At 71.0% G+C, this 18,138-nt stretch carries 22 protein-coding genes and 4 tRNA genes; 9 read left to right on the forward strand and 17 right to left on the reverse strand.

From position 1 onward, the window contains the following. Positions 1 to 44 precede the first annotated feature (44 nt). From rplK to BHU15_RS13185, 4 genes are all read right to left on the reverse strand, one after another. Complete coding sequence (rplK, locus tag BHU15_RS13170) at positions 45 to 479, reverse strand: 50S ribosomal protein L11 (protein ID WP_023539372.1); 435 nt, start codon at positions 477 to 479, stop codon at positions 45 to 47. A gap of 204 nt (positions 480 to 683) precedes the next feature. Then, positions 684 to 1,559, reverse strand: coding sequence for a transcription termination/antitermination protein NusG (nusG, locus tag BHU15_RS13175; protein ID WP_069627356.1), 876 nt, complete (start codon positions 1,557 to 1,559; stop codon positions 684 to 686). Between the two features lie 80 nt (positions 1,560 to 1,639). Beyond that, positions 1,640 to 1,930 (reverse strand): preprotein translocase subunit SecE, encoded by a 291-nt coding sequence (gene secE, locus BHU15_RS13180; protein ID WP_023539374.1) that lies wholly within the window; start codon positions 1,928 to 1,930, stop codon positions 1,640 to 1,642. A 109-nt stretch (positions 1,931 to 2,039) separates the two neighbouring features. Then, positions 2,040 to 2,112 (reverse strand) — tRNA-Trp (locus tag BHU15_RS13185). 226 nt (positions 2,113 to 2,338) lie between these two features. On the opposite strand from BHU15_RS13185, the gene BHU15_RS13190 reads away from it, so the two are divergent. Beyond that, positions 2,339 to 3,565, forward strand: a complete 1,227-nt coding sequence (locus tag BHU15_RS13190) for a pyridoxal phosphate-dependent aminotransferase (protein ID WP_069627357.1) — start codon at positions 2,339 to 2,341, stop codon at positions 3,563 to 3,565. A gap of 133 nt (positions 3,566 to 3,698) precedes the next feature. Then, on the forward strand, positions 3,699 to 4,754 hold the full coding sequence (locus BHU15_RS13195) for an adenosine deaminase (protein ID WP_069627358.1): 1,056 nt from the start codon (positions 3,699 to 3,701) through the stop codon (positions 4,752 to 4,754). Here the strand turns inward: BHU15_RS13195 and BHU15_RS13200 are convergent. Then, complete coding sequence (locus BHU15_RS13200; RefSeq protein WP_069627359.1) at positions 4,751 to 5,353, reverse strand: TetR/AcrR family transcriptional regulator; 603 nt, start codon at positions 5,351 to 5,353, stop codon at positions 4,751 to 4,753. The genes BHU15_RS13195 and BHU15_RS13200 overlap by 4 nt on opposite strands. 105 nt (positions 5,354 to 5,458) lie before the next feature. On the opposite strand from BHU15_RS13200, the gene BHU15_RS13205 reads away from it, so the two are divergent. Further along, positions 5,459 to 6,094: an NAD(P)-dependent oxidoreductase gene (locus tag BHU15_RS13205; protein WP_069627360.1), complete on the forward strand. Its 636-nt coding sequence runs from the start codon at positions 5,459 to 5,461 to the stop codon at positions 6,092 to 6,094. A gap of 50 nt (positions 6,095 to 6,144) precedes the next feature. Here the strand turns inward: BHU15_RS13205 and BHU15_RS13210 are convergent, their stop codons facing one another. Both BHU15_RS13210 and BHU15_RS13215 read right to left on the reverse strand, forming a co-directional pair. Then, on the reverse strand, positions 6,145 to 6,573 hold the full coding sequence (locus BHU15_RS13210) for a pyridoxamine 5'-phosphate oxidase family protein (RefSeq protein ID WP_069627361.1): 429 nt from the start codon (positions 6,571 to 6,573) through the stop codon (positions 6,145 to 6,147). Beyond that, the gene (locus BHU15_RS13215) at positions 6,573 to 7,433 is read right to left on the reverse strand and encodes an NmrA family NAD(P)-binding protein (RefSeq protein WP_069627362.1); all 861 of its coding nucleotides are present in this window, start codon (positions 7,431 to 7,433) and stop codon (positions 6,573 to 6,575) included. The genes BHU15_RS13210 and BHU15_RS13215 overlap by 1 nt, the downstream gene beginning before the upstream one ends. 81 nt (positions 7,434 to 7,514) lie before the next feature. Between BHU15_RS13215 and BHU15_RS13220 the strand changes: the two genes are divergently transcribed. Beyond that, the gene (locus tag BHU15_RS13220) at positions 7,515 to 8,522 is read left to right on the forward strand and encodes an AraC family transcriptional regulator (RefSeq protein ID WP_069627363.1); all 1,008 of its coding nucleotides are present in this window, start codon (positions 7,515 to 7,517) and stop codon (positions 8,520 to 8,522) included. Here BHU15_RS13220 and BHU15_RS13225 read toward each other — a convergent pair. From BHU15_RS13225 to BHU15_RS13250, 6 genes are all read right to left on the reverse strand, one after another. Next, entirely contained in the window at positions 8,488 to 9,543 is a 1,056-nt protein-coding gene (locus BHU15_RS13225) for a UDP-N-acetylmuramate dehydrogenase (protein WP_069627364.1), read from the reverse strand. The two genes, BHU15_RS13220 and BHU15_RS13225, sit on opposite strands and share 35 nt — an antisense overlap. Before the next feature lie 92 nt (positions 9,544 to 9,635). Beyond that, on the reverse strand, positions 9,636 to 10,070 hold the full coding sequence (locus BHU15_RS13230; protein ID WP_069627365.1) for a MaoC family dehydratase: 435 nt from the start codon (positions 10,068 to 10,070) through the stop codon (positions 9,636 to 9,638). Next, on the reverse strand, positions 10,070 to 10,522 hold the full coding sequence (locus BHU15_RS13235; protein WP_023539384.1) for a MaoC family dehydratase N-terminal domain-containing protein: 453 nt from the start codon (positions 10,520 to 10,522) through the stop codon (positions 10,070 to 10,072). The genes BHU15_RS13230 and BHU15_RS13235 overlap by 1 nt, the downstream gene beginning before the upstream one ends. Positions 10,523 to 10,640: 118 nt before the next feature. After that, positions 10,641 to 10,805 carry a 50S ribosomal protein L33 gene (gene rpmG / locus BHU15_RS13240; RefSeq protein WP_003956487.1) on the reverse strand — a complete coding sequence of 55 codons (165 nt, stop codon included), beginning with the start codon at positions 10,803 to 10,805 and terminating at the stop codon, positions 10,641 to 10,643. A gap of 84 nt (positions 10,806 to 10,889) precedes the next feature. Then, a tRNA-Met gene (locus BHU15_RS13245) sits at positions 10,890 to 10,962 on the reverse strand. A 47-nt stretch (positions 10,963 to 11,009) separates the two neighbouring features. After that, positions 11,010 to 11,082, reverse strand: a tRNA-Thr gene (locus BHU15_RS13250). 327 nt (positions 11,083 to 11,409) lie between these two features. On the opposite strand from BHU15_RS13250, the gene BHU15_RS13255 reads away from it, so the two are divergent. After that, on the forward strand, positions 11,410 to 12,672 hold the full coding sequence (locus BHU15_RS13255; RefSeq protein ID WP_069627366.1) for an amidohydrolase family protein: 1,263 nt from the start codon (positions 11,410 to 11,412) through the stop codon (positions 12,670 to 12,672). A gap of 90 nt (positions 12,673 to 12,762) precedes the next feature. After that, positions 12,763 to 13,422, forward strand: a complete 660-nt coding sequence (locus BHU15_RS13260) for an NAD(P)H-binding protein (protein ID WP_069627367.1) — start codon at positions 12,763 to 12,765, stop codon at positions 13,420 to 13,422. A 72-nt stretch (positions 13,423 to 13,494) separates the two neighbouring features. Here BHU15_RS13260 and BHU15_RS13265 read toward each other — a convergent pair. After that, positions 13,495 to 13,576 (reverse strand) — tRNA-Tyr (locus BHU15_RS13265). A 225-nt stretch (positions 13,577 to 13,801) separates the two neighbouring features. On the opposite strand from BHU15_RS13265, the gene BHU15_RS13270 reads away from it, so the two are divergent. Further along, complete coding sequence (locus BHU15_RS13270; protein ID WP_023539388.1) at positions 13,802 to 14,290, forward strand: YajQ family cyclic di-GMP-binding protein; 489 nt, start codon at positions 13,802 to 13,804, stop codon at positions 14,288 to 14,290. Between the two features lie 102 nt (positions 14,291 to 14,392). Then, on the forward strand, positions 14,393 to 15,130 hold the full coding sequence (locus tag BHU15_RS13275) for an alpha-ketoglutarate-dependent dioxygenase AlkB family protein (protein ID WP_079128113.1): 738 nt from the start codon (positions 14,393 to 14,395) through the stop codon (positions 15,128 to 15,130). On the opposite strand, the gene BHU15_RS13280 is transcribed toward BHU15_RS13275, so the two are convergent. Further along, on the reverse strand, positions 15,074 to 15,343 hold the full coding sequence (locus BHU15_RS13280; RefSeq protein ID WP_069627368.1) for a GlsB/YeaQ/YmgE family stress response membrane protein: 270 nt from the start codon (positions 15,341 to 15,343) through the stop codon (positions 15,074 to 15,076). The genes BHU15_RS13275 and BHU15_RS13280 overlap by 57 nt on opposite strands. An 86-nt stretch (positions 15,344 to 15,429) precedes the next feature. Here BHU15_RS13280 and BHU15_RS13285 point away from each other — a divergent pair, with 86 nt between their 5' ends. Further along, positions 15,430 to 16,680 carry an APC family permease gene (locus tag BHU15_RS13285; protein ID WP_069627369.1) on the forward strand — a complete coding sequence of 417 codons (1,251 nt, stop codon included), beginning with the start codon at positions 15,430 to 15,432 and terminating at the stop codon, positions 16,678 to 16,680. 40 nt (positions 16,681 to 16,720) lie between these two features. Here BHU15_RS13285 and BHU15_RS13290 read toward each other — a convergent pair whose 3' ends face one another. Together BHU15_RS13290 and htpX are read right to left on the reverse strand one after the other, a co-directional pair. After that, positions 16,721 to 17,113: a YccF domain-containing protein gene (locus tag BHU15_RS13290; protein ID WP_069627370.1), complete on the reverse strand. Its 393-nt coding sequence runs from the start codon at positions 17,111 to 17,113 to the stop codon at positions 16,721 to 16,723. Next, positions 17,110 to 17,973, reverse strand: a complete 864-nt coding sequence (gene htpX / locus BHU15_RS13295; protein ID WP_069627371.1) for a zinc metalloprotease HtpX — start codon at positions 17,971 to 17,973, stop codon at positions 17,110 to 17,112. Before htpX ends, BHU15_RS13290 begins: the two co-directional genes overlap by 4 nt. Positions 17,974 to 18,138: the final 165 nt, after the last annotated feature.

Genomic DNA, 18,138 nt, shown 5'->3' on the forward strand with positions numbered 1-18,138 from the left:
GGCCCTTCCACTTGGCGTGCCCGAGGGGGCTCGCCGGGCGGGACTCAGCCCTCGACCGTGATGCCCATGGAACGGGCGGTGCCGGCGATGATCTTCTCGGCGGCGTCCAGGTCGTTGGCGTTCAGGTCGGGCATCTTGGTCGTGGCGATGTCACGGACCTGGTCGCGGGTGAGCTTGGCGACCTTCTTGACGTGCGGCTCGCCTGAGCCCTTGTCCACACCGGCGGCCTTGAGGATCAGCTTCGCGGCCGGCGGAGTCTTGGTGATGAAGGTGAAGGAGCGGTCCTCGTAGACCGTGATCTCCACCGGCACGACCATGCCACGCTGCGACTCGGTCGCGGCGTTGTAGGCCTTGCAGAACTCCATGATGTTGACGCCGTGCTGGCCCAGCGCGGGGCCGACCGGCGGAGCCGGGTTGGCCGCGCCGGCCGAGATCTGGAGCTTGATGAGCCCCGTGACCTTCTTCTTCTTGGGAGGCATGTGCTCTCTCCGGGTCCTAGTGAGAGTGTTCCGGCCCGGTCATCCGGTCATCCGGATGCGGGCATACCGCGCAACGATAACGGGTACAGCTGCACGGCCAAAAACCGAGCAGGTCAGACCCTCTCCCGCGAGTGGGGGGCAACCCCCTGCGAGAGCCTGTCTGACCTGGTCGGAAGTGGCTGGACGAGCGCGCGTGAGCGCGCGTCAGTTCTTCTGGATCTGGTCGAAGCTCAGCTCGACCGGAGTCTCGCGGCCGAAGATCTCGACGAGGCCCTTGACCTTCTTCGAGTCGGCGTTGATCTCGTTGATCGTCGCCTGGAGCGTCGCGAACGGGCCGTCGGTGACGGTGACCGAGTCGCCGACCTCGAAGTCCAGCACCTGGACCTCGACCTTGCGGGACGGGACCGGCTTGCCCTCGGCCTCGGCCGCCTCGCGCGCGGCCTTCTCCTCGGCCTCGGGGGCGAGCATCTTGACGATCTCGTCCAGGGTCAGCGGGTACGGGTCGTAGGCGTTGCCGACGAAGCCGGTGACGCCCGGTGTGTTCCGTACGACACCCCAGGACTCGTTCGTCAGGTCCATCCGCACCAGGACGTAGCCCGGGAGCTTGTTCTGGCGGACGTTCTTGCGCTCGCCGTTCTTGATCTGGACGATCTCTTCCTCGGGCACCTCGGCCGAGTAGATGAAGTCCTCGACGTTGAGCGAGACGGCGCGCTGTTCCAGGTTGGCCTTCACGCGCTTCTCGTAGCCCGCGTACGTGTGGATGACGTACCACTCGCCGGGCAGGGTGCGCAGCTCCTCGCGGAGCGCGGCGACGGGGTCGGCAGCGGCGGCGGGCTCTTCGACGAGCTCGACGTCGTCGCCGTCGTCCTCGGTGGCCTCGTCAGCGGCTTCGGCTTCGGCGGTCTCGGCCTCGTCCGTGTCCTCGACGTGCAGCGCCGACTCCTCGGCCGGCTCGCCGGCCTCGGCGTCAGCGGCTTCGGCCTGGTCTGGCTCGACAGCGTCCGCCGCCTCGACGATGTCGGTCTCGTCCTTGCGGGACGCGGCCGACTCGTTGGCGTCGTTCAGGTTCGGGTCAGACACGTTGGCTGCTTCTTCCTGGCTTCACGATGGGTGGAACATGCGGAAAGGGACGCCTGTGGGCGCCCTCCGCCTCCGCGGCTCTAGCCGAAGACGTACTTGACTACTCTCTGGAAGCCGTAGTCCATCACGGTCACCAGACCGATCATGACGACGACGAAGACGATCACAACAGTCGTGTAGGTCGTCAGCTGGTTGCGAGTCGGCCAGACGACCTTGCGCAGCTCCGCGACGATCTGACGGTAGAAGAGCGCGAGACGGCCCAGGGGGCCCTTCTTCCCGCGCTTGCCGCCCTTGCGGCTCTTCTTGTTCGACTCGGGGGTCTCGTCATCGTCAGCATCAGGCTTGTCGATGGAGCCCACGGCGTCCGTCACGCTCTCTCACCTGATTCCGGGTCGTGGCCGTGCCGCGCCCGGTGGAGCCGCACGGCAGTGCTTTTGAAGTACGTACATGCGCACGCATCCTGGCGAAGGATGTGTGTAGCAGGGCCGGAGGGACTTGAACCCCCAACCGCTGGTTTTGGAGACCAGTGCTCTACCAATTGAGCTACGACCCTTTGCGTTTTCCCCAACCTACCGCATCCGACCCGGAGCACGGTGTGTGCGGATCGGCGGTGGCGGGTGAGGGCCAACGACCAGTGAGTGTACGTGCTCGGGGGCCATGCGTCGAACAGGTAACACCGGACCGGCTCTTGTCCGAACCTGTCCACTCTCCGACCGTGGGCTGTCCAGTCGGCGAAACCCCGGTGCCCGGCTCTCGGGGGGTCTGGGACCATGGCCCGCATGAGCGCTGCAATTCCTCCGACCGAGCGCCGGGTCTCCGCCCGAGTCGGCGCAATCTCCGAGTCCGCCACCCTCGCAGTCGATGCCAAGGCCAAGGCCCTCAAGGCGGCGGGCCGGCCGGTGATCGGCTTCGGTGCGGGTGAGCCCGACTTCCCGACGCCCGGCTACATCGTCGAGGCCGCGAGTGACGCCTGCCACAACCCGAAGTACCACCGCTACACGCCGGCCGGCGGGCTCCCCGAGCTCAAGGCCGCCATCGTCGCGAAGACGCTGCGTGACTCCGGGTACGAGATCGACCCCGCCCAGGTCCTGGTGACCAACGGCGGCAAGCAGGCGATCTACGAGGCGTTCGCCGCGATCCTCGACCCGGGCGACGAGGTCATCGTCCCGGCCCCGTACTGGACGACGTACCCCGAGTCGATCCGGCTGGCCGGCGGTGTCCCGGTGGAGATCGTGGCCGACGAGACCACGGGCTACCGGGTCTCCGTCGAGCAGTTGGAGGCGGCGCGCACGGAGCGTACGAAGGTCGTGCTCTTCGTCTCCCCCTCCAACCCGACCGGCGCCGTCTACAGCCGCGAGGACACGGAGGCCGTGGGCCGCTGGGCCGTCGAGCACGGGCTGTGGGTGCTGACGGACGAGATCTACGAGCACCTGGTGTACGGGGACGCCGAGTTCACCTCGCTGCCCGCGGTCGTCCCGGAGCTGCGCGACAAGTGCGTCGTGGTCAACGGTGTCGCCAAGACGTACGCGATGACCGGCTGGCGGGTGGGCTGGGTCATCGGCCCCAAGGACGTGGTGAAGGCCGCGACGAACCTGCAGTCGCACGCGACGTCGAACGTGGCCAACGTGTCGCAGGCCGCCGCTCTCGCCGCGCTCACCGGCGGCCTGGAGGCGGTGGCCGAGATGCGGACCGCGTTCGACCGGCGCCGGGGCACGATCGTGCGGATGCTCAACGAGATCGACGGTGTGGTCTGCCCGGAGCCCGAGGGCGCCTTCTACGTGTACCCGTCGGTGAAGGCGCTGCTCGGCAAGGAGATCCGCGGCAAGCGCCCGGAGTCCTCGGTCGACCTGGCCACCCTGATCCTCGAAGAGGCCGAGGTCGCGGTCGTGCCGGGTGAGGCGTTCGGTACGCCGGGGTATCTGCGGCTGTCGTACGCGCTGGGCGACGAGGACCTGGTGGAGGGTGTGGCACGGCTCCAGAAGCTGCTGGCGGAGGCCCGCGACTGAGTGTCGTCCGACGAGAACGGGTCCCCGGCGCGACGTCCGGGGGCCCGTTCTTTCGTTCGGGATTTCGTTCGGGCGGCGACCCGAAGGGAGAAAGGGACTCCCGCACTCCGGCTGAGTACGGCAAGATCCATGGATGGAGAACGTTTCCGGCCCCCCGACTGACGACCGCGCCATCCGCGACATCCGTCTGCTGCCCAAGGCCCATCTGCATCTGCACTTCACCGGCTCGATGCGGCCCACGACCTTGCTGGAGCTGGCCGACAAGTACGGCGTCCATCTGCCCGACGCGCTGACCGGCGGTGAGCCGCCCCAGCTACGGGCCACCGACGAGCGGGGCTGGTTCCGCTTCCAGCGGCTCTACGACATCGCCCGGTCGTGCCTGCGCTCCCCCGAGGACATCCAGCGGCTGGTGCGCGAGGCGGCCGAGGAGGACGTCCGGGACGGGTCCGAGTGGCTGGAGATCCAGGTCGACCCCACCTCGTACGCCCCGCTGCTCGGCGGGCTGATCCCGGCGCTGGAGATCATCCTGGACGCCGTGGACTCGGCGGCCAGGGACACCGGGCTCGGGATGCGCGTCGTGGTGGCGGCGAACCGGATGAAGCACCCGCTGGACGCCCGCACGCTGGCGCGGCTCGCCGTGCGGTACGCGGACCGGGGTGTGGTCGGGTTCGGGCTGTCGAACGACGAACGCCGGGGCATGGCGCGGGACTTCGACCGGGCCTTCGCGATCGCGCGGGAGGGCGGGCTGCTCGCGGCGCCGCACGGCGGTGAGCTGAGCGGGCCCTCGTCGGTACGGGACTGCCTGGACGATCTGCGCGCGACCCGGGTCGGGCACGGCGTACGGGCGGCCGAGGATCCGCGGCTGCTGCGGAAGCTGGCGGAGCGCGGGGTGACGTGCGAGGTGTGCCCGGCGTCGAACGTGGCGCTGGGCGTCTACGAGAAGCCCGCCGACGTACCCCTGCGGACTCTGTTCGACGCGGGGGTGCCGATGGCGCTGGGCGCCGACGATCCGCTGCTCTTCGGGGCACGGCTGGCCGCGCAGTACGAGCTCGTGCGCAAGCACCACGGCTTCACGGACGTCGAACTGGCGGAGCTGGCACGGCAGTCGGTACGCGGGTCGGCGGCGCCCGCCGGGGCGCGGGACAAGATGCTCGCCGGGATCGACGGGTGGCTGGCGGACACGCCCTAGGGGTTGAGGCCGGTGAGGGCCGTCCGTACGAGTGCCGGGGCGAACTCGTCGAGTGGGGTGACCTGTTCGCCGTCCGGGAAGGCCTTCAGGAAGGCCCGCTGGAGGCACGCGCCGAGTAGCAGCGAGGCCACCGCGTCCGCGTCGGTGTCGGCCCGTACGCGGCCGGCCTCGCGTTCGGCGCGCAGGTAGGCGGCGAGCGCGCGCAGCGGCCGGTGCGGGCCCGCTCCCAGGGCGTGGACCCCCTCGGCGTGGCGGCGCAGCAGCGCGGGCTCGGCGAAGAGTGAGGCGCCGATCGGGAAGGTCGCCTCGTAGAAGAGGGCCGCCTTGCGGACGACCTCGGTGAGGTTGTCCTCGACGCTGCGGCCGGCGCTCGCGTCGAAGGGGCCTTCCGCGAGTTCGGAGAGCAGCGGGCCGAGGCGGGGCAGCCGTTCCTCCAGCACGCGCAGGAAGAGTTCCTCCTTGCCGGAGAAGTACTTGTAGAGGGCGGCCTCCGAGCAGCCGGCGGCGCGGGCGATCTCCTTCGTGGTGGCGCGCGCCAGCCCGATGGTGCCCATCAGCTGGGCGGCGGCGTCGAGAATGCGGGCCCGCGCGGGCTTCATAGGTGCTCTCCGATCGCCATGACGACGCTTGACGTGAGGTGGGTGAGTACTCACCATAGAGGTGAGTGAATACTCACCCACCAGAGAGCGGAAGAGGCGAGGACGATGAAGCTCACCGTGTTCGGGGCGACCGGCGGCGTCGGCCGGGAGATCGTGCGGCAGGGCCTGGCGACGGGTCATCAGGTCACGGCGGTGGTGCGGGACCCGGCGCGGCTGGACGTCACCGGGGACGGCCTCGAGGTGTTCACCGCGACCGCGTTCGACGACCCGGAGTCGTTGCGGCCCGCCGTGGCGGGGCGGGACGCGGTGCTGTCGGGCGTCGGCCCGCGCGGTCGCAAGGACGCGGGGCTGGCGGCGCCGGTGACCCGCTCGATCCTGCGGGCGATGGACGCGGAGGGGGTGCGCCGGCTGGTGGTGGTGAGCGCGGCCCCGGTCGGCGAAGTACCGCCCGGCGAGCCGCTGTTGGGGCGGCTGGCCATGGGCGTGGTCAAGATCGTGCTGAAGCCCGTCTACACCGACCTGGCCCACATGGAGGAGGAGTTGGCCCGCAGCGGCACGGACTGGACCTCCGCCCGGCCCCCGCAGCTCGTGGACAGGCCGGTGACGGGCGTCTACCGGGCCGTGGTGGGCGCGAATCCGCGCGGCGGCAGCAAGATCGGCCGCCCGGACCTGGCCCACGCGATGCTGGCGATGCTCGACGACCCGGCGACGGTGCGGCAGCCGGTGGGGGTCGCGTACTAGGGCGTGTCCGCGAAGTCCCGTACGGACGACGGCGCCTCTTTAGGAGGAGGTCAGTTGGTGAAGCGGCGTACCTCCTCCGGGTGGATCACGAGACGCACCTGGTCGGTGGCCATCATCGCGGCGAGTTCGTCCGCGCGGGCGGGGTCGTCCAGGTCCCAGTAGCGGGCGGCCAGACGGGCGCAGAGGTCATGGGCCCCGTCGGGTTCCACCGTGGTGCGCCCGGCGACCGACAGCCAGCGCTCGCGTTCGCCCACCGGGGCGGCGACGACGATCGAGGCCCGGGGGTCGCCGCGCAGGCGCCGTACCTTGACCGTCTCCGGGCCCGTGAACAGCTGGATCGTGCCCTCGGCGGTGGCTTCGAACCACACGGGCCGGGGCTGTGGCGGGACCGGTCCCCCGGCCACGGACAGGAAGCCGTGCAGGGGGCGGCGGAGGAATTCGAGGTCCCCGGGGGTCAGCGACGTGGCGTCGGTGCTCATCACAGTCCTTCCGGTGGGCGAATGGGCTGGTGCCAGGCTCCCGCCGCGGCGGCCCGTACGACGTACTCCTCGAAGGTGCGCGGCGCCCGTCCCAGTACGGAGGCGAGGTCGTCCGTCGTCTCGGCGAACAGCCCGCGTTCCATGAGCGTGAACATCTCGGCGACGTGCCGGGCGTCGTCCTCGCCCACGCCCTCGGCGACGAGCGCCTCGACGTACTCGGCGGACGGGATCCGCCGGTAGGCGATGGGCCGCCCGGACGCCCGGGAGATCAGCTCGACGGCCTCACCGAAGGTGAGGGCACGGGGCCCGGTCAGCTCGTAGATCCGTCCGGCGTGCCGGCCGGGCTCGGTCAGCACCTTGACTGCGGTGTCGGCGATGTCCTCGATGTCGATGAACGGCTCGGGCACCGTGTCGGCCGGGAGCGCCAGTTCACCGGCGACGAGCGGGGCGTGGAAGACGTCCTCGTCGAAGTTCTGGTTGAAGTTCGACGCCCGCAGGACGGTCCACTCCAGCGCCGAGCCGCGTACGGCGTCCTCGGCCGAGCGCATGTCCAGACCGAAGGCGGAGTCGCCCCAGGTGTCGGCGCCGCGCCCGGAGAGCAGGACCAGGCGCCGTACGCCGGCGGCCTCGGCCCGCTTCACGAACTCGTGCGCCGGGCCCGGCACGCCCGGTGGCACGACATAGGCGACGGTGATGTCCCGCAGGGCCGCGTCCCAGCCGCCGGGGTCCGACCAGTCGAAGCGGGTCGCGCTCGACCGGGAGGCGGCGCGTACGGGCGTGCCGCGAAGGCGCAGCCGGGCGAGGACCCGTCGGCCGGTCTTGCCGGTCGCGCCGAGGACAAGGGTGTTTTCGGTGTTCATGGGTCGATTGAACAAGGCCCGATCGGACGATTCCATGGGTGAGGAGCCGGATCGCATGTCCATTCGTCTAGCCTCGGCGGTGTGGATGTCTTCAGCGATCTGATCCGCGGCGTACGGGCCCACGGCTCGTTGTTCGCCAGCTCGACCCTGTCCCCGCCCTGGGCGCTCCACTTCGTGGACGGCGCGCCGCTGACCCTGTGCACCGTCATCGACGGGGCGGGGTGGCTCGTACCGGAGGGCCGGCCGCCCGAGTTGCTGCGCGCCCGCGAGACGATCGTCGTACGCGGCCCGGGGACGTTCACCTTCGTGGACGAGGTCGGCACCACGGCCGAGCCGATCGAGTGCGGCGAGGACTGCGCGACGCCCGAGCAGGGCGGGACCCGGCACCGGCTCGGCTGGCACGACCCCGGTGGGGACGCCGGTGGCTGCGGGGGCGGTCAGGTGTACGGCGGAGACGGCCAGGGGTACGGCCGGGGGAACGGCCCGGGGGCGACGACGCTGATCGTCGGCGCCTATCCGGTACGCGGCGAGATCAGCCGCCGGCTGCTGGAGGCGCTGCCCGTCGTCCTGCGCGCGGACGACGGGGGCGCGAGTGACGCCGTGCTGGACCATCTCGCCGCCGAGGTCGCCGTCGATACGCCGGGCCAGCAGGTCGTGCTCGACCGGCTGCTGGACTGGATGCTGGTCTGCACGCTGCGCGAGTGGTTCGACCGGCCGGGCGGCGAACGCCCGGCCTGGTGGGCCGCCCAGCGGGACCCGGTGGTCGGCGACGCGCTGCGGCTGCTGCACGCCGAACCGGCGGCGCCGTGGACGGTCGCGGCGCTGGCCGGGCGTACGGGGGTGTCGCGTTCGACGCTGGCCAAGCGGTTCGCGGACCTGGTCGGCGAACCTCCGCTGACCTATCTGACCCGCTGGCGCATGACGCTCGCGGCCGATCTGCTGGTCGAGCAGGACGACGCGACCGTCGCGGATGTCGCCCGCGCCGTGGGCTACTCGGACCCGTTCGGGTTCAGCGCGGCGTTCAAACGGGTCCGGGGCGCCAACCCGAGCGAGTTCAGAGGCTCACGCCGACCGTCACCGGCTCGTTGACCAGGGTGATCCCGAACGCGTCCCGCACCCCCGCGACGACCTCCCTGGCGAGGGCCAGCAGGTCCTCGGTGGTGGCGTCGCCCCGGTTGGTCAGGGCGAGCGTGTGCTTCGTGGAGATGCGCGCCGGGCCCGCCCCGTACCCCTTCGTGAAGCCCGCGCGGTCGATCAGCCACGCCGCCGACGTCTTCGTACGGCCCTCCCCCGCCGGGAACGCGGGCGGGGTGACGTCCGGGCCCAGCCGCTCAGCCGCGCGGGCGAGGAAGGCCGCGTACTGCGCGTCGTCGAGGATCGGGTTGGTGAAGAACGAGCCGGCCGACCAGGTGTCGTGGTCCGCCGGATCGAGCACCATGCCCTTGCCGGCGCGCAGTTCGAGCACGGTCAGACGGGCGGTGGCCGCCGGGACCCGGTCGCCGGGTTCGACGCCGAGCGCGCGGGCCGTCTCCGCGTACTTGACCGGGGCGGAGAGCCCGCCCGCGTCCTCCAGCGCGAACCGGACGCGCAGGACGACGTAACGCTCGGGGTGCTCTTTGAAGCGGCTGTGGCGGTACGAGAACTCGCACTCGGCGTTGGTGAGGGTCCGGGTCTCGCCGGTGGCCCTGTCGTACGCGACGACCTCGGTGATGGTGCTGGAGACCTCCTGGCCGTACGCGCCCACGTTCTGGATCGGTGTGGCGCCGGCCGAGCCGGGGATGCCGGCCAGGCACTCGATGCCCGCCAGACCGGCGTCGACGGTGCGGGCGACGGCGTCGGTCCAGATCTCGCCGGCGGCCAGTTCCAGCGTCGTACCCGTGAGGTCGAAGCCGCGCGTCGCGATCCGCAGGGCGGTGCCGTCGAAGCCCTTGTCGCCGATGACCAGGTTGCTGCCGCCGCCGATGATCAGCAGCGGCGTGCCCGCGTCGTCCGCCTCGCGCACGGCCGCGACGACCTCGGCGTCGGTGGTCGCGGTGATCAGCCGGGCGACGGGGCCGCCGAGGCGGAAGGTGGTCAGGGGGGCGAGGGGGGCGTCGTGGAGTTCCTGCACGGCACAAGACTACGGTCCGGCCCGGGGACGGTGCGTCCCCGGCCGGACCGTGCGGTGTGGCGGTGTGCTGCGTGCTGCGGACCGTGTGGCGCTCAGACCAGCTGGACGACGGCGCGGGACATCCCCAGCACCTTCTTGCCCTCGCTGGTCGCCGTCAGGTCCACGCGTACGCGGTTGTCATCGAGCTTGGCGGCGACCTTGGCGGTCACCTCGATGACCGCGCCCGTCCCGTCGTTGGGGACCACGACGGGTCTGGTGAATCGGACGCCGTACTCGACGACGGCCCCCGGGTCCCCGACCCAGTCGGTCACCACCCGGGCCGCCTCGGCCATGGTGAACATGCCGTGCGCGATGACGTCGGGCAGCCCGACCTCCAGGGCGAACTTCTCGTTCCAGTGGATCGGGTTGAAGTCGCCGGACGCGCCCGCGTACCGCACCAGGGTGTCGCGGGTCACCGGGAAGGTCGCCGCCGGCAGCTCCGTACCGACCTCGACGTCCGCGTAGGCGATCTGCGTGGCCACCGTCATCACTCCTCCTCGGCGCCGCGCGCCACCAGCTTGGTCCACGCGGTCACGACGTGCGCGCCCGCCTCGTCGTGCACCTCGCCGCGGACGTCGAGGATGTCGTTCCCGGCCATGGACTTGATGCCCTCGATGGTCGAGGTGACGGTCAGCCGGTCACCGGCCCGTACGGGGCGGGTGTACGCGAACTTCTGGTCGCCGTGCACGACCCGGCTGTAGTCGAGACCGAGTTGCGGGTCGGCGATGACCTCGCGTGCCGCCTTGAAGGTGATCGCGAACACGAAGGTCGGCGGGGCGATCACATCGAGGTGGCCGAGCGCCTTCGCCGCGTCCGGATCGGCGTACGCGGGATTGGCGTCGCCCACCGCCTCGGCGAACTCGCGGATCTTCTCCCGGCCGACCTCGTACGGCTCGGTGGGCGGATAGGTCCGCCCGACGAAGGACTGGTCGAGCGCCATGGACTCGTTCCCTCCTGATGAGACTGCCCTGATGAATGGTGCACAACTATGGATCGGGCACGTTAAACGACACGAGGCCGCCCCCCGTTAAGGGGGCGGCCTCGGGTACGAGCCTGGTTCAGCGCGTTTCGCGGTGAGCTGTGTGCGAGTTGCAACGAGGGCAGTGCTTCTTCATCTCAAGACGGTCCGGGTTGTTGCGCCGGTTCTTCTTGGTGATGTAGTTCCGCTCCTTGCACTCCACGCAGGCCAGCGTGATCTTCGGGCGGACGTCGGTGGCAGCCACGTGAGTGCTCCTGGACAGATTGACGGGTTAACGCATAAAAGAGTAGCCGATCGAAGGATCGCCCCCACCATCGGCTACCGTGTGTAGCGGTGACCGGACTTGAACCGGTGACACAGCGATTATGAGCCGCTTGCTCTACCGACTGAGCTACACCGCTGCGATGTCGGATCTCCTCGCCCGGAGGCGAGGAGCGCCGTACACCTGAGCCCCAATACGGAATCGAACCGTAGACCTTCTCCTTACCATGGAGACGCTCTACCGACTGAGCTATTGGGGCGAGCGATGAAGACATTACACGGTCCGTCGCCGATCGCCCAAATCCGTTTCGCGGCCTACCGCCCGCCTCTCGTCCCACCTGTCCCTTCCGTCTCGGGAAGCTGCCGGGCGGGTGTGGGGAACGGCGCGGGGACAGCGCGATGACGGCGTGGGGAAAGGCTCGGGGACGGGCTCGGAGGGCGTTCCGTACACCAGGAGAAGCCACGCCGGTATGACTATTCCTCTCCTCCTCGAAGCCCGCCCGGGGCGCCTCTAGGCTCGACGCGCGCTGCGTGATCTTGCCTGCGAAGCGCCAGACCACAGCCCCAGGAGCCCCACCAGGAGCGCGATGCCCGACAGCCAGCCGCAGCCGTCACACGGCGCCACGGCGAACGCCACCGCGCTGCTGCTGCGCGGGGCCCGGCTCACCGACGGCCGCGTCGTCGACGTACGGCTCGGCGGCGGCCGTATCGAGGCCGTCGGCACCGCCGGCAGTCTCACCGCGGCCGGCTCGTGCGTGGACCTGGACGGGCATCTGCTCCTGCCCGCGCCCGCCGAGCCGCACGCGCACAGTGACACCGCGCTGAGCGCCGTCGCGTCGGACGGGCCCGTCTCGTACGACCCCGACGACGTCCAGCGCCGCGCGACCGAGGCGGCGCTGCTCCAGGTCGGACACGGGGCGACCGCGCTGCGTACCCACGTGCGGATCGGTGCCGCGCAGGAGCTGGCTCCTATGGAGGCGGTGCTCCAGGCACGGCGTTCACTGCGCGGGCTCGGCGATCTGACGGTCGTCGCCGTGCCGCGTCTGCTGACCGGGGTGGCCGGCGCCGACGGGCTCGCGATGCTGCGGGACGCGGTGAAGATGGGCGCCGGGGTGGTGGGCGGCTGCCCCGATACCGACCCCGACCCGACCGGATACGTGGAGGCGGTGCTGACGGTCGCCGCCGAGCACGGCTGCTGCGTCGACCTCCATACGGACGGCGGCGACCCGGCCCGGCTCGCGCGCCTCGCGGTGATGGCGGGCGGGCTGCGGCCCGGCGTCTCGATCGGGCCCTGTGCCGGGCTGTCCCGGCTGCCGGCGGACGCGGCGGGCCGGGCGGCCGACCAGTTGGCGGCGGCCGGTGTGGCGGTCGTCTCGCTGCCCCAGGGCGGCTGTGGCGGTGTCGAGCAGCGGGGGGTGGCGCCCGTACGGCTGCTGCGTGCCGCCGGGGTGCGGGTGGCCGCGGGCAGCGGGGCCGTACGCGACGTGGCGAACCCGGTGGGACGCGGGGATCCGCTGGAGGCGGCATATCTGCTCGCCTCCCAAGGAGGACTGCGGGCGTCGGAGGCGTACGAGACGGTGAGCACGGCCGCGCGGGAGGCCATGGGGCTGCCGGAGGTGCGGGTGGAGGCGGGCTTTCCCGCCGAGCTGCTCGCGGTGCGCGGGGAGCAACTGGAGGGCGTGCTGTCGCTGGCGTACAGCCGGATCGTGATTCACCGGGGCCGGGTGGTGGCGCGGACGAACGCCGTGCGGGAGTACTGCGATTCGGCGGTGGCGGTGGCGCTGGACCTGCCGCGACAGGGACGGCAAGGGCGGGAGGGGCGCGAGGGCCGGCCGGAGTCGGCGCCGTGAACACCGTCACCCGCCGGAATCGGTCCAATCGCTCCTCCTACGGAGGTGGTGCGTGCGCGCTGACGGCTCGTCGGACGTACGGTCGGGAGCATGCGAATTGTCATCGCCGGAGGACACGGTCAGATCGCGCTGCGGCTGGAGCGGTTGCTCGCCGCGCGCGAACACGAGGTCGCGGGCATCATCCGCAAACCCGAACAGGCTGCCGACCTGAGGGAGGCGGGCGCCGAGGCCGTCGTGCTCGACCTGGAGACGGCCTCACCCGAGGAGGCCGCCGCCGCGCTGGAGGGCGCGGACGCGGCGGTCTTCGCCGCCGGGGCGGGACCGGGCAGCACCACGGAACGCAAGGACACCGTCGACCGGGGCGCGGCGGTCCTGTTCGCCGACGCGGCGGTACGGGCGGGCGTACGGCGCTACGTGATCGTCTCGTCCCTGGGCGCCGACCCGCACCACGAGGGCGACGAGATCTTCGACCACTACCTGCGGGCCAAGGGCGCGGCGGACGCGTACGTACTGGCGAAGCAGGGGCTCGACACGACGGTGCTGCGTCCGGGAATGCTCACCAACGACGCGGGCACGGGGCTGGTGAACCTCGCCGCGTCGACCGGCCGCGGCCCGGTGCCGAGGGACGATGTGGCAGCGACGCTCGCGGAGTTGGTGGAGTCACCGGCGACGGCGGGCCTGACGCTGGAACTGATCAGCGGGGCGGTGCCGGTCGCGGAGGCGGTGAGCAACGCCGCGTCCGCGACCTGAAGGACACCTTGCAGGGACAAGAAGATGGCCCCTGGTCCGCGTCTCCGCGGGCCAGGGGCCATCTCTTCCGTGTGGCGGCGCCAGGATTCGAACCTGGGAAGGCTAAGCCGGCGGATTTACAGTCCGCTCCCATTGGCCACTCGGGCACACCGCCATGGGATGTCGCCGGGAGACGGTCGCTGTGTGCGCCGCTCCGTGGCAACGACGTAAACGATACCCGATGGGTGGGGGTGCTCCGCCACCGCATTGATCAGGCCGGGAGGGGGCGGAGATGACTAGGCTTTGCGGGAGCGGGCCGGGAGCCCGGCCGTACTTTCCGCAGCAGTCGCGCGAGAGTCGCGGCACTCTTTCCAGTACCCGATACAAGGAGCCACAGGACATGGCCGACTCCAGTTTCGACATCGTCTCGAAGGTCGAGCGGCAGGAGGTCGACAACGCCCTCAACCAGACCGCGAAGGAGGTCTCCCAGCGGTACGACTTCAAGAACGTCGGAGCCTCGATCGCCTGGTCCGGCGAGAAGATCCTTATGCAGGCCAACACCGAGGAGCGGGTCAGCGCCATCCTCGACGTCTTCCAGTCGAAGCTCATCAAGCGGGGCATCTCGCTGAAGGCGCTGGACGCGGGCGAGCCGCAGCAGTCCGGCAGGGAGTACAAGATCTTCGCCTCCATCGAAGAGGGCATCACCCAGGAGAACGCGAAGAAGGTCGCCAAGATCATCCGCGATGAGGGCCCCAAGGGCGTCAAGGCGCTCGTGCAGGGCGACGAGCTGCGGGTCAGCTCGAAGAGCCGGGACGATCTCCAGGCCGTACAGGCGCTGTTGAAGGGGCAGGACTTCGACTTCGCGTTGCAGTACGTGAACTACCGCTGACCGGCGGGTCGGTGGGCGCGGCGGGGGCGGTGGCCGGGAGCGTTCCCGGCCGCGGCCTTCGCCGCGTTCCGTTCGACGGGGACACGGGAGTGGGGTGCGGGCATGGGTGAGGCGTTGTTTCCGCGGGCGCGGTCCGTCGTCGCCGACGGGGCCGTGCATGTGCCGGGATGGCTGGACGGCGCGCGGCAGCGGGAGTTGGTGGAGGCGTGCCGGGGATGGGCGCGGGGGCCCGTCCCCATGCGGCACACCGTCCTTCCCAACGGGGGCGTGATGTCCGTACGGACGGTCTGTCTGGGGTGGCACTGGCAGCCGTACCGCTACACGCGGACCGCCGGGGACGTGAACGGCGCGCGGGTCGCGCCGTTTCCCGGGTGGCTCGCGGAGTTGGGGCGCGCGGCGGTCGACGAGGCGTACGGGGCGGGGGCCGGGGCCGGCTACGCGCCGGACACCGCGCTGGTCAACTTCTACGAAGGCGACGCCAGGATGGGCATGCACCAGGACAAGGACGAGAGGTCCGGGGCGCCCGTGGTGTCGCTGAGCATCGGTGACAGCTGTGTCTTCCGCTTCGGCAACACGCGGACGAGGACGCGTCCTTATACGGATGTCGAGTTGGGGTCCGGCGATCTCTTCGTCTTCGGCGGGGCGTCCCGGCTCGCGTTCCACGGCGTCCCGAAGGTGCGTCCGGGGACCGCCGACCCGGCGAGCGGGATGCGCGCCGGGCGGCTGAACATCACGCTGCGCGAGACCGGGTTCGGCGGTCGTGCCGGTGGCGGCCGGGACCCGTCAGCGGGAGCGGGAGTGGCCGAAGAGGATGCGGTAGATGATCAGCAGCACCAGTGAGCCGCCGATCGCCGCCGCCCAGGTGGCGCCGTCGTAGAAGTCGCTGGTGATCGGGCGGTCCAGCCAGCGGGACGATATCCAGCCGCCGATGAAGGCGCCCGCGATACCGATGAGGGTCGTACCGACCAGGCCGCCCGGGTCGCGGCCGGGCAGCAGGATCTTGGCGACGGCTCCGGCGAGGAGTCCGAGGACGAGCCAGCCGATGATGGTCATGCCGTGAACCTGCCTTTCATGCGGTGTTGTCCCGGAGGACGTTCCCGGGACGGGCCGCGGTTGCGGAGATCGGTAGCGTGCGGCGTATGACACAGGAGCTGCGGCGCACGCTGGGCGTCTTCGACGCCGTGGTGGTCGGACTGGGGGCGATGCTCGGGGCCGGGGTCTTCGTCGCGCTCGGACCGGCGGCCGGGGCGGCCGGGAGCGGCCTGTTGTGGGGGCTGGCGGTGGCCGCCCTGGTGGCCTACTGCAACGCGATGTCGTCGGCCCGGCTGGCGGTCGACTACCCGGCTTCGGGCGGGACATACGTGTACGGCCGAGAACGCCTGGGACCGTTCTGGGGCTGGCTGGCGGGGTGGGCCTTCGTGGTCGGCAAGACCGCCTCGTGTGCGGCGATGGCGCTGACGGTGGGGGCGTACGTGTGGCCGGGACAGGCGCACGCGGTGGCGGTCGGGTCGGTGGTGGTGCTGACCGCCGTGAACTACGGGGGCGTACAGAAGTCGGCGACGCTGACGCGGGTGATCGTGGCGGTGGTGCTGGGGGTCCTGGCGGCCGTCGTGGTGGTGTCGCTCGGTTCGGACGCGGCCGACGCGGGGCGGCTCGGCCTCGGTACTGAGGCGGGGTCGGAGGGCGGCCCGGCTTCGGCGCACGGGGTGTTGCAGGCCGCCGGGCTGCTGTTCTTCGCCTTCGCCGGATACGCCCGCATCACCACGCTCGGCGAGGAGGTGCGTGACCCGGCCCGTACGATCCCGCGCGCCGTCCCGCTGGCCCTCGGCCTCGTGCTGGCCGTGTACGCGTGTGTGGCGGTGGCGGTGCTCTCGGTCCTCGGCGCCGGTGAGTTGGGGCGCTCAGCGGCTCCCCTGGCCGATGCCGTACGGGCCGCGGGAGCGTCCTGGCTGGTGCCCGTGGTGCGTGTCGGGGCCGCCGCCGCAGCGCTCGGGGCGCTGCTGGCCCTGATCCTGGGAATCTCCCGTACGACGCTGGCGATGGCGCGGGACGGGCATCTGCCGCGCGCCCTGGCCGCCGTGCATCCGCGCTTCCGGGTGCCGCACCGGGCGGAGCTGGCGGTGGGCGCGGTGGTGGCCGTGCTGGCGGCGACGGCGGACGTGCGTGGGGCGATCGGCTTCTCGTCGTTCGGGGTGCTGGCGTACTACGCCATCGCGAACGCGTCCGCGTGGACGGTCGGTGCGGTCGGTGCGGTCTGGGTGCGGATACGGGCGGCCGTGGGGCTTGTCGGCTGTGTGGTGCTGGCCTTCGCGCTGCCCGTCCCGTCCGTCGTCACGGGAGCCGCCGTGCTCCTGCTGGGAGCGGCCCTGTACGCCGTACGGCGCCGCTGAGCCGACGGCACCGGACTGGCGCCGCCGGACACCGCCGGAGTCACCAGCCGGCGAACGCCTCGTCCGTACGGACGATCTCGCGGCCGAAGGGCATCAGCGAGACCGGGATCAGCTTGAAGTTGGCGAAGCCCAGCGGAATGCCGATGATCGTCACACAGAGCGCGATCCCGGTGAAGATGTGGCCGAGTGCCAGCCACCAGCCCGCGAGGACCAGCCACAGCACGTTCGCGACGAAGGACGGCGAACCCGCGTCGGTGCGCTCGCGCGCCGTGTAGCCGAACGGCCACAGCGCGTAGACGCCGATCCGGAACGCGGCGAACCCGAAGGGGATGCCGATGATCGTGATGCACAGGAGCACGCCGGCGAGCATGTAGCCGAGGAACAGCCAGAAGCCGCTCACAACCAGCCAGATGATGTTGAGGATTGTCTTCATGGGCGGCCACCTGCCATCTGTTCTAGTCGGGCGATCCGCTCCGCCATCGGCGGATGCGTGGAGAACATTCTCGATACACCCTGCCCAGGACGGAACGGATTAGCGATCATCAGATGGCTCGCCGTCTCGATCCGTGGCTCGGGCGGCAACGGGAGCTGTTTCGTACCTGCTTCAAGTTTACGCAAGGCGCTCGCGAGGGCCAACGGATCACCGGTGAGCTGCGCGCCGGACGCGTCCGCCTCGTACTCCCGGGAACGGCTCACGGCCAGCTGGATCACGGAGGCGGCCAGCGGGCCCAGGAGCATCACCAGCAGCATGCCGACGATGCCGGGGCCCTCGTCGTCGTCGGAGCGGCCGATGGGGATGAGCCAGGCGAAATTCACCAGGAACATCACGACCGAGGCGAGGGCGCCGGCGACCGAGGAGATGAGGATGTCGCGGTTGTAGACATGGCTCAGCTCGTGGCCGAGGACTCCGCGCAGCTCCTGCTCGTTCAGGATCTGGAGGATGCCGTCCGTACAACAGACGGCCGCGTTGCGCGGGTTGCGTCCGGTGGCGAACGCGTTGGGCGCCTGGGTCGGTGAGATGTAGAGCCGTGGCATCGGCTGGCGCGCGGTCGTGGAGAGCTCGCGGACGATGCGGTACAGCCCCGGGGCCTCGAACTCGCTGACCGGGCGTGCGCGCATGGCGCGCAGGGCGAGCTTGTCGCTGTTCCAGTACGCGTACGCGTTCGTACCGAGCGCGACGACGACCGCGATGATCAGCCCCGTCCGGCCGAAGACGCTGCCGATGACGATGATGAGTGCGGACAGTCCCCCGAGGAGTGCGGCGGTCCTCAACCCGTTGTGCCGGCGGTGCACGGAACGCCCTCCAAATCGTGCGGCAGGGGAACCCTCTACGTGATGCTGCTCCACTCTCCAGTGGACCCTTCCTCACTGGTCAACGCCAGGCGGGGGTCACGGGTTCCCTGGCTCGCCCGCACGGAGACGTACGCCGTACGGGTGGCGGCGGGGGCGGTCCGGGCG

The organism is Streptomyces niveus, from assembly GCF_001723055.1.
GTDB classification, from domain to species: domain Bacteria; phylum Actinomycetota; class Actinomycetes; order Streptomycetales; family Streptomycetaceae; genus Streptomyces; species Streptomyces niveus.

Bases quoted from the DNA above. Each gene is read 5' to 3' on its own strand.
- BHU15_RS13275 (WP_079128113.1), top strand. From the start codon at position 14,393: ATGGGTGAGGCGTTGTTTCCGCGGGCGCGGTCCGTCGTCGCCGACGGG.
- BHU15_RS13285 (WP_069627369.1), top strand. From the start codon at position 15,430: ATGACACAGGAGCTGCGGCGCACGCTGGGCGTCTTCGACGCCGTGGTG.
- BHU15_RS13290 (WP_069627370.1), bottom strand. From the start codon at position 17,113: ATGAAGACAATCCTCAACATCATCTGGCTGGTTGTGAGCGGCTTCTGG.
- BHU15_RS13200 (WP_069627359.1), bottom strand. From the start codon at position 5,353: ATGAAGCCCGCGCGGGCCCGCATTCTCGACGCCGCCGCCCAGCTGATG.
- BHU15_RS13230 (WP_069627365.1), bottom strand. From the start codon at position 10,070: ATGACGGTGGCCACGCAGATCGCCTACGCGGACGTCGAGGTCGGTACG.
- BHU15_RS13260 (WP_069627367.1), top strand. From the start codon at position 12,763: ATGCGAATTGTCATCGCCGGAGGACACGGTCAGATCGCGCTGCGGCTG.
- BHU15_RS13270 (WP_023539388.1), top strand. From the start codon at position 13,802: ATGGCCGACTCCAGTTTCGACATCGTCTCGAAGGTCGAGCGGCAGGAG.
- BHU15_RS13235 (WP_023539384.1), bottom strand. From the start codon at position 10,522: ATGGCGCTCGACCAGTCCTTCGTCGGGCGGACCTATCCGCCCACCGAG.
- BHU15_RS13215 (WP_069627362.1), bottom strand. From the start codon at position 7,433: ATGAACACCGAAAACACCCTTGTCCTCGGCGCGACCGGCAAGACCGGC.
- BHU15_RS13195 (WP_069627358.1), top strand. From the start codon at position 3,699: ATGGAGAACGTTTCCGGCCCCCCGACTGACGACCGCGCCATCCGCGAC.
- BHU15_RS13210 (WP_069627361.1), bottom strand. From the start codon at position 6,573: ATGAGCACCGACGCCACGTCGCTGACCCCCGGGGACCTCGAATTCCTC.
- BHU15_RS13205 (WP_069627360.1), top strand. From the start codon at position 5,459: ATGAAGCTCACCGTGTTCGGGGCGACCGGCGGCGTCGGCCGGGAGATC.
- rplK (WP_023539372.1), bottom strand. From the start codon at position 479: ATGCCTCCCAAGAAGAAGAAGGTCACGGGGCTCATCAAGCTCCAGATC.
- BHU15_RS13255 (WP_069627366.1), top strand. From the start codon at position 11,410: ATGCCCGACAGCCAGCCGCAGCCGTCACACGGCGCCACGGCGAACGCC.
- BHU15_RS13280 (WP_069627368.1), bottom strand. From the start codon at position 15,343: ATGACCATCATCGGCTGGCTCGTCCTCGGACTCCTCGCCGGAGCCGTC.
- BHU15_RS13190 (WP_069627357.1), top strand. From the start codon at position 2,339: ATGAGCGCTGCAATTCCTCCGACCGAGCGCCGGGTCTCCGCCCGAGTC.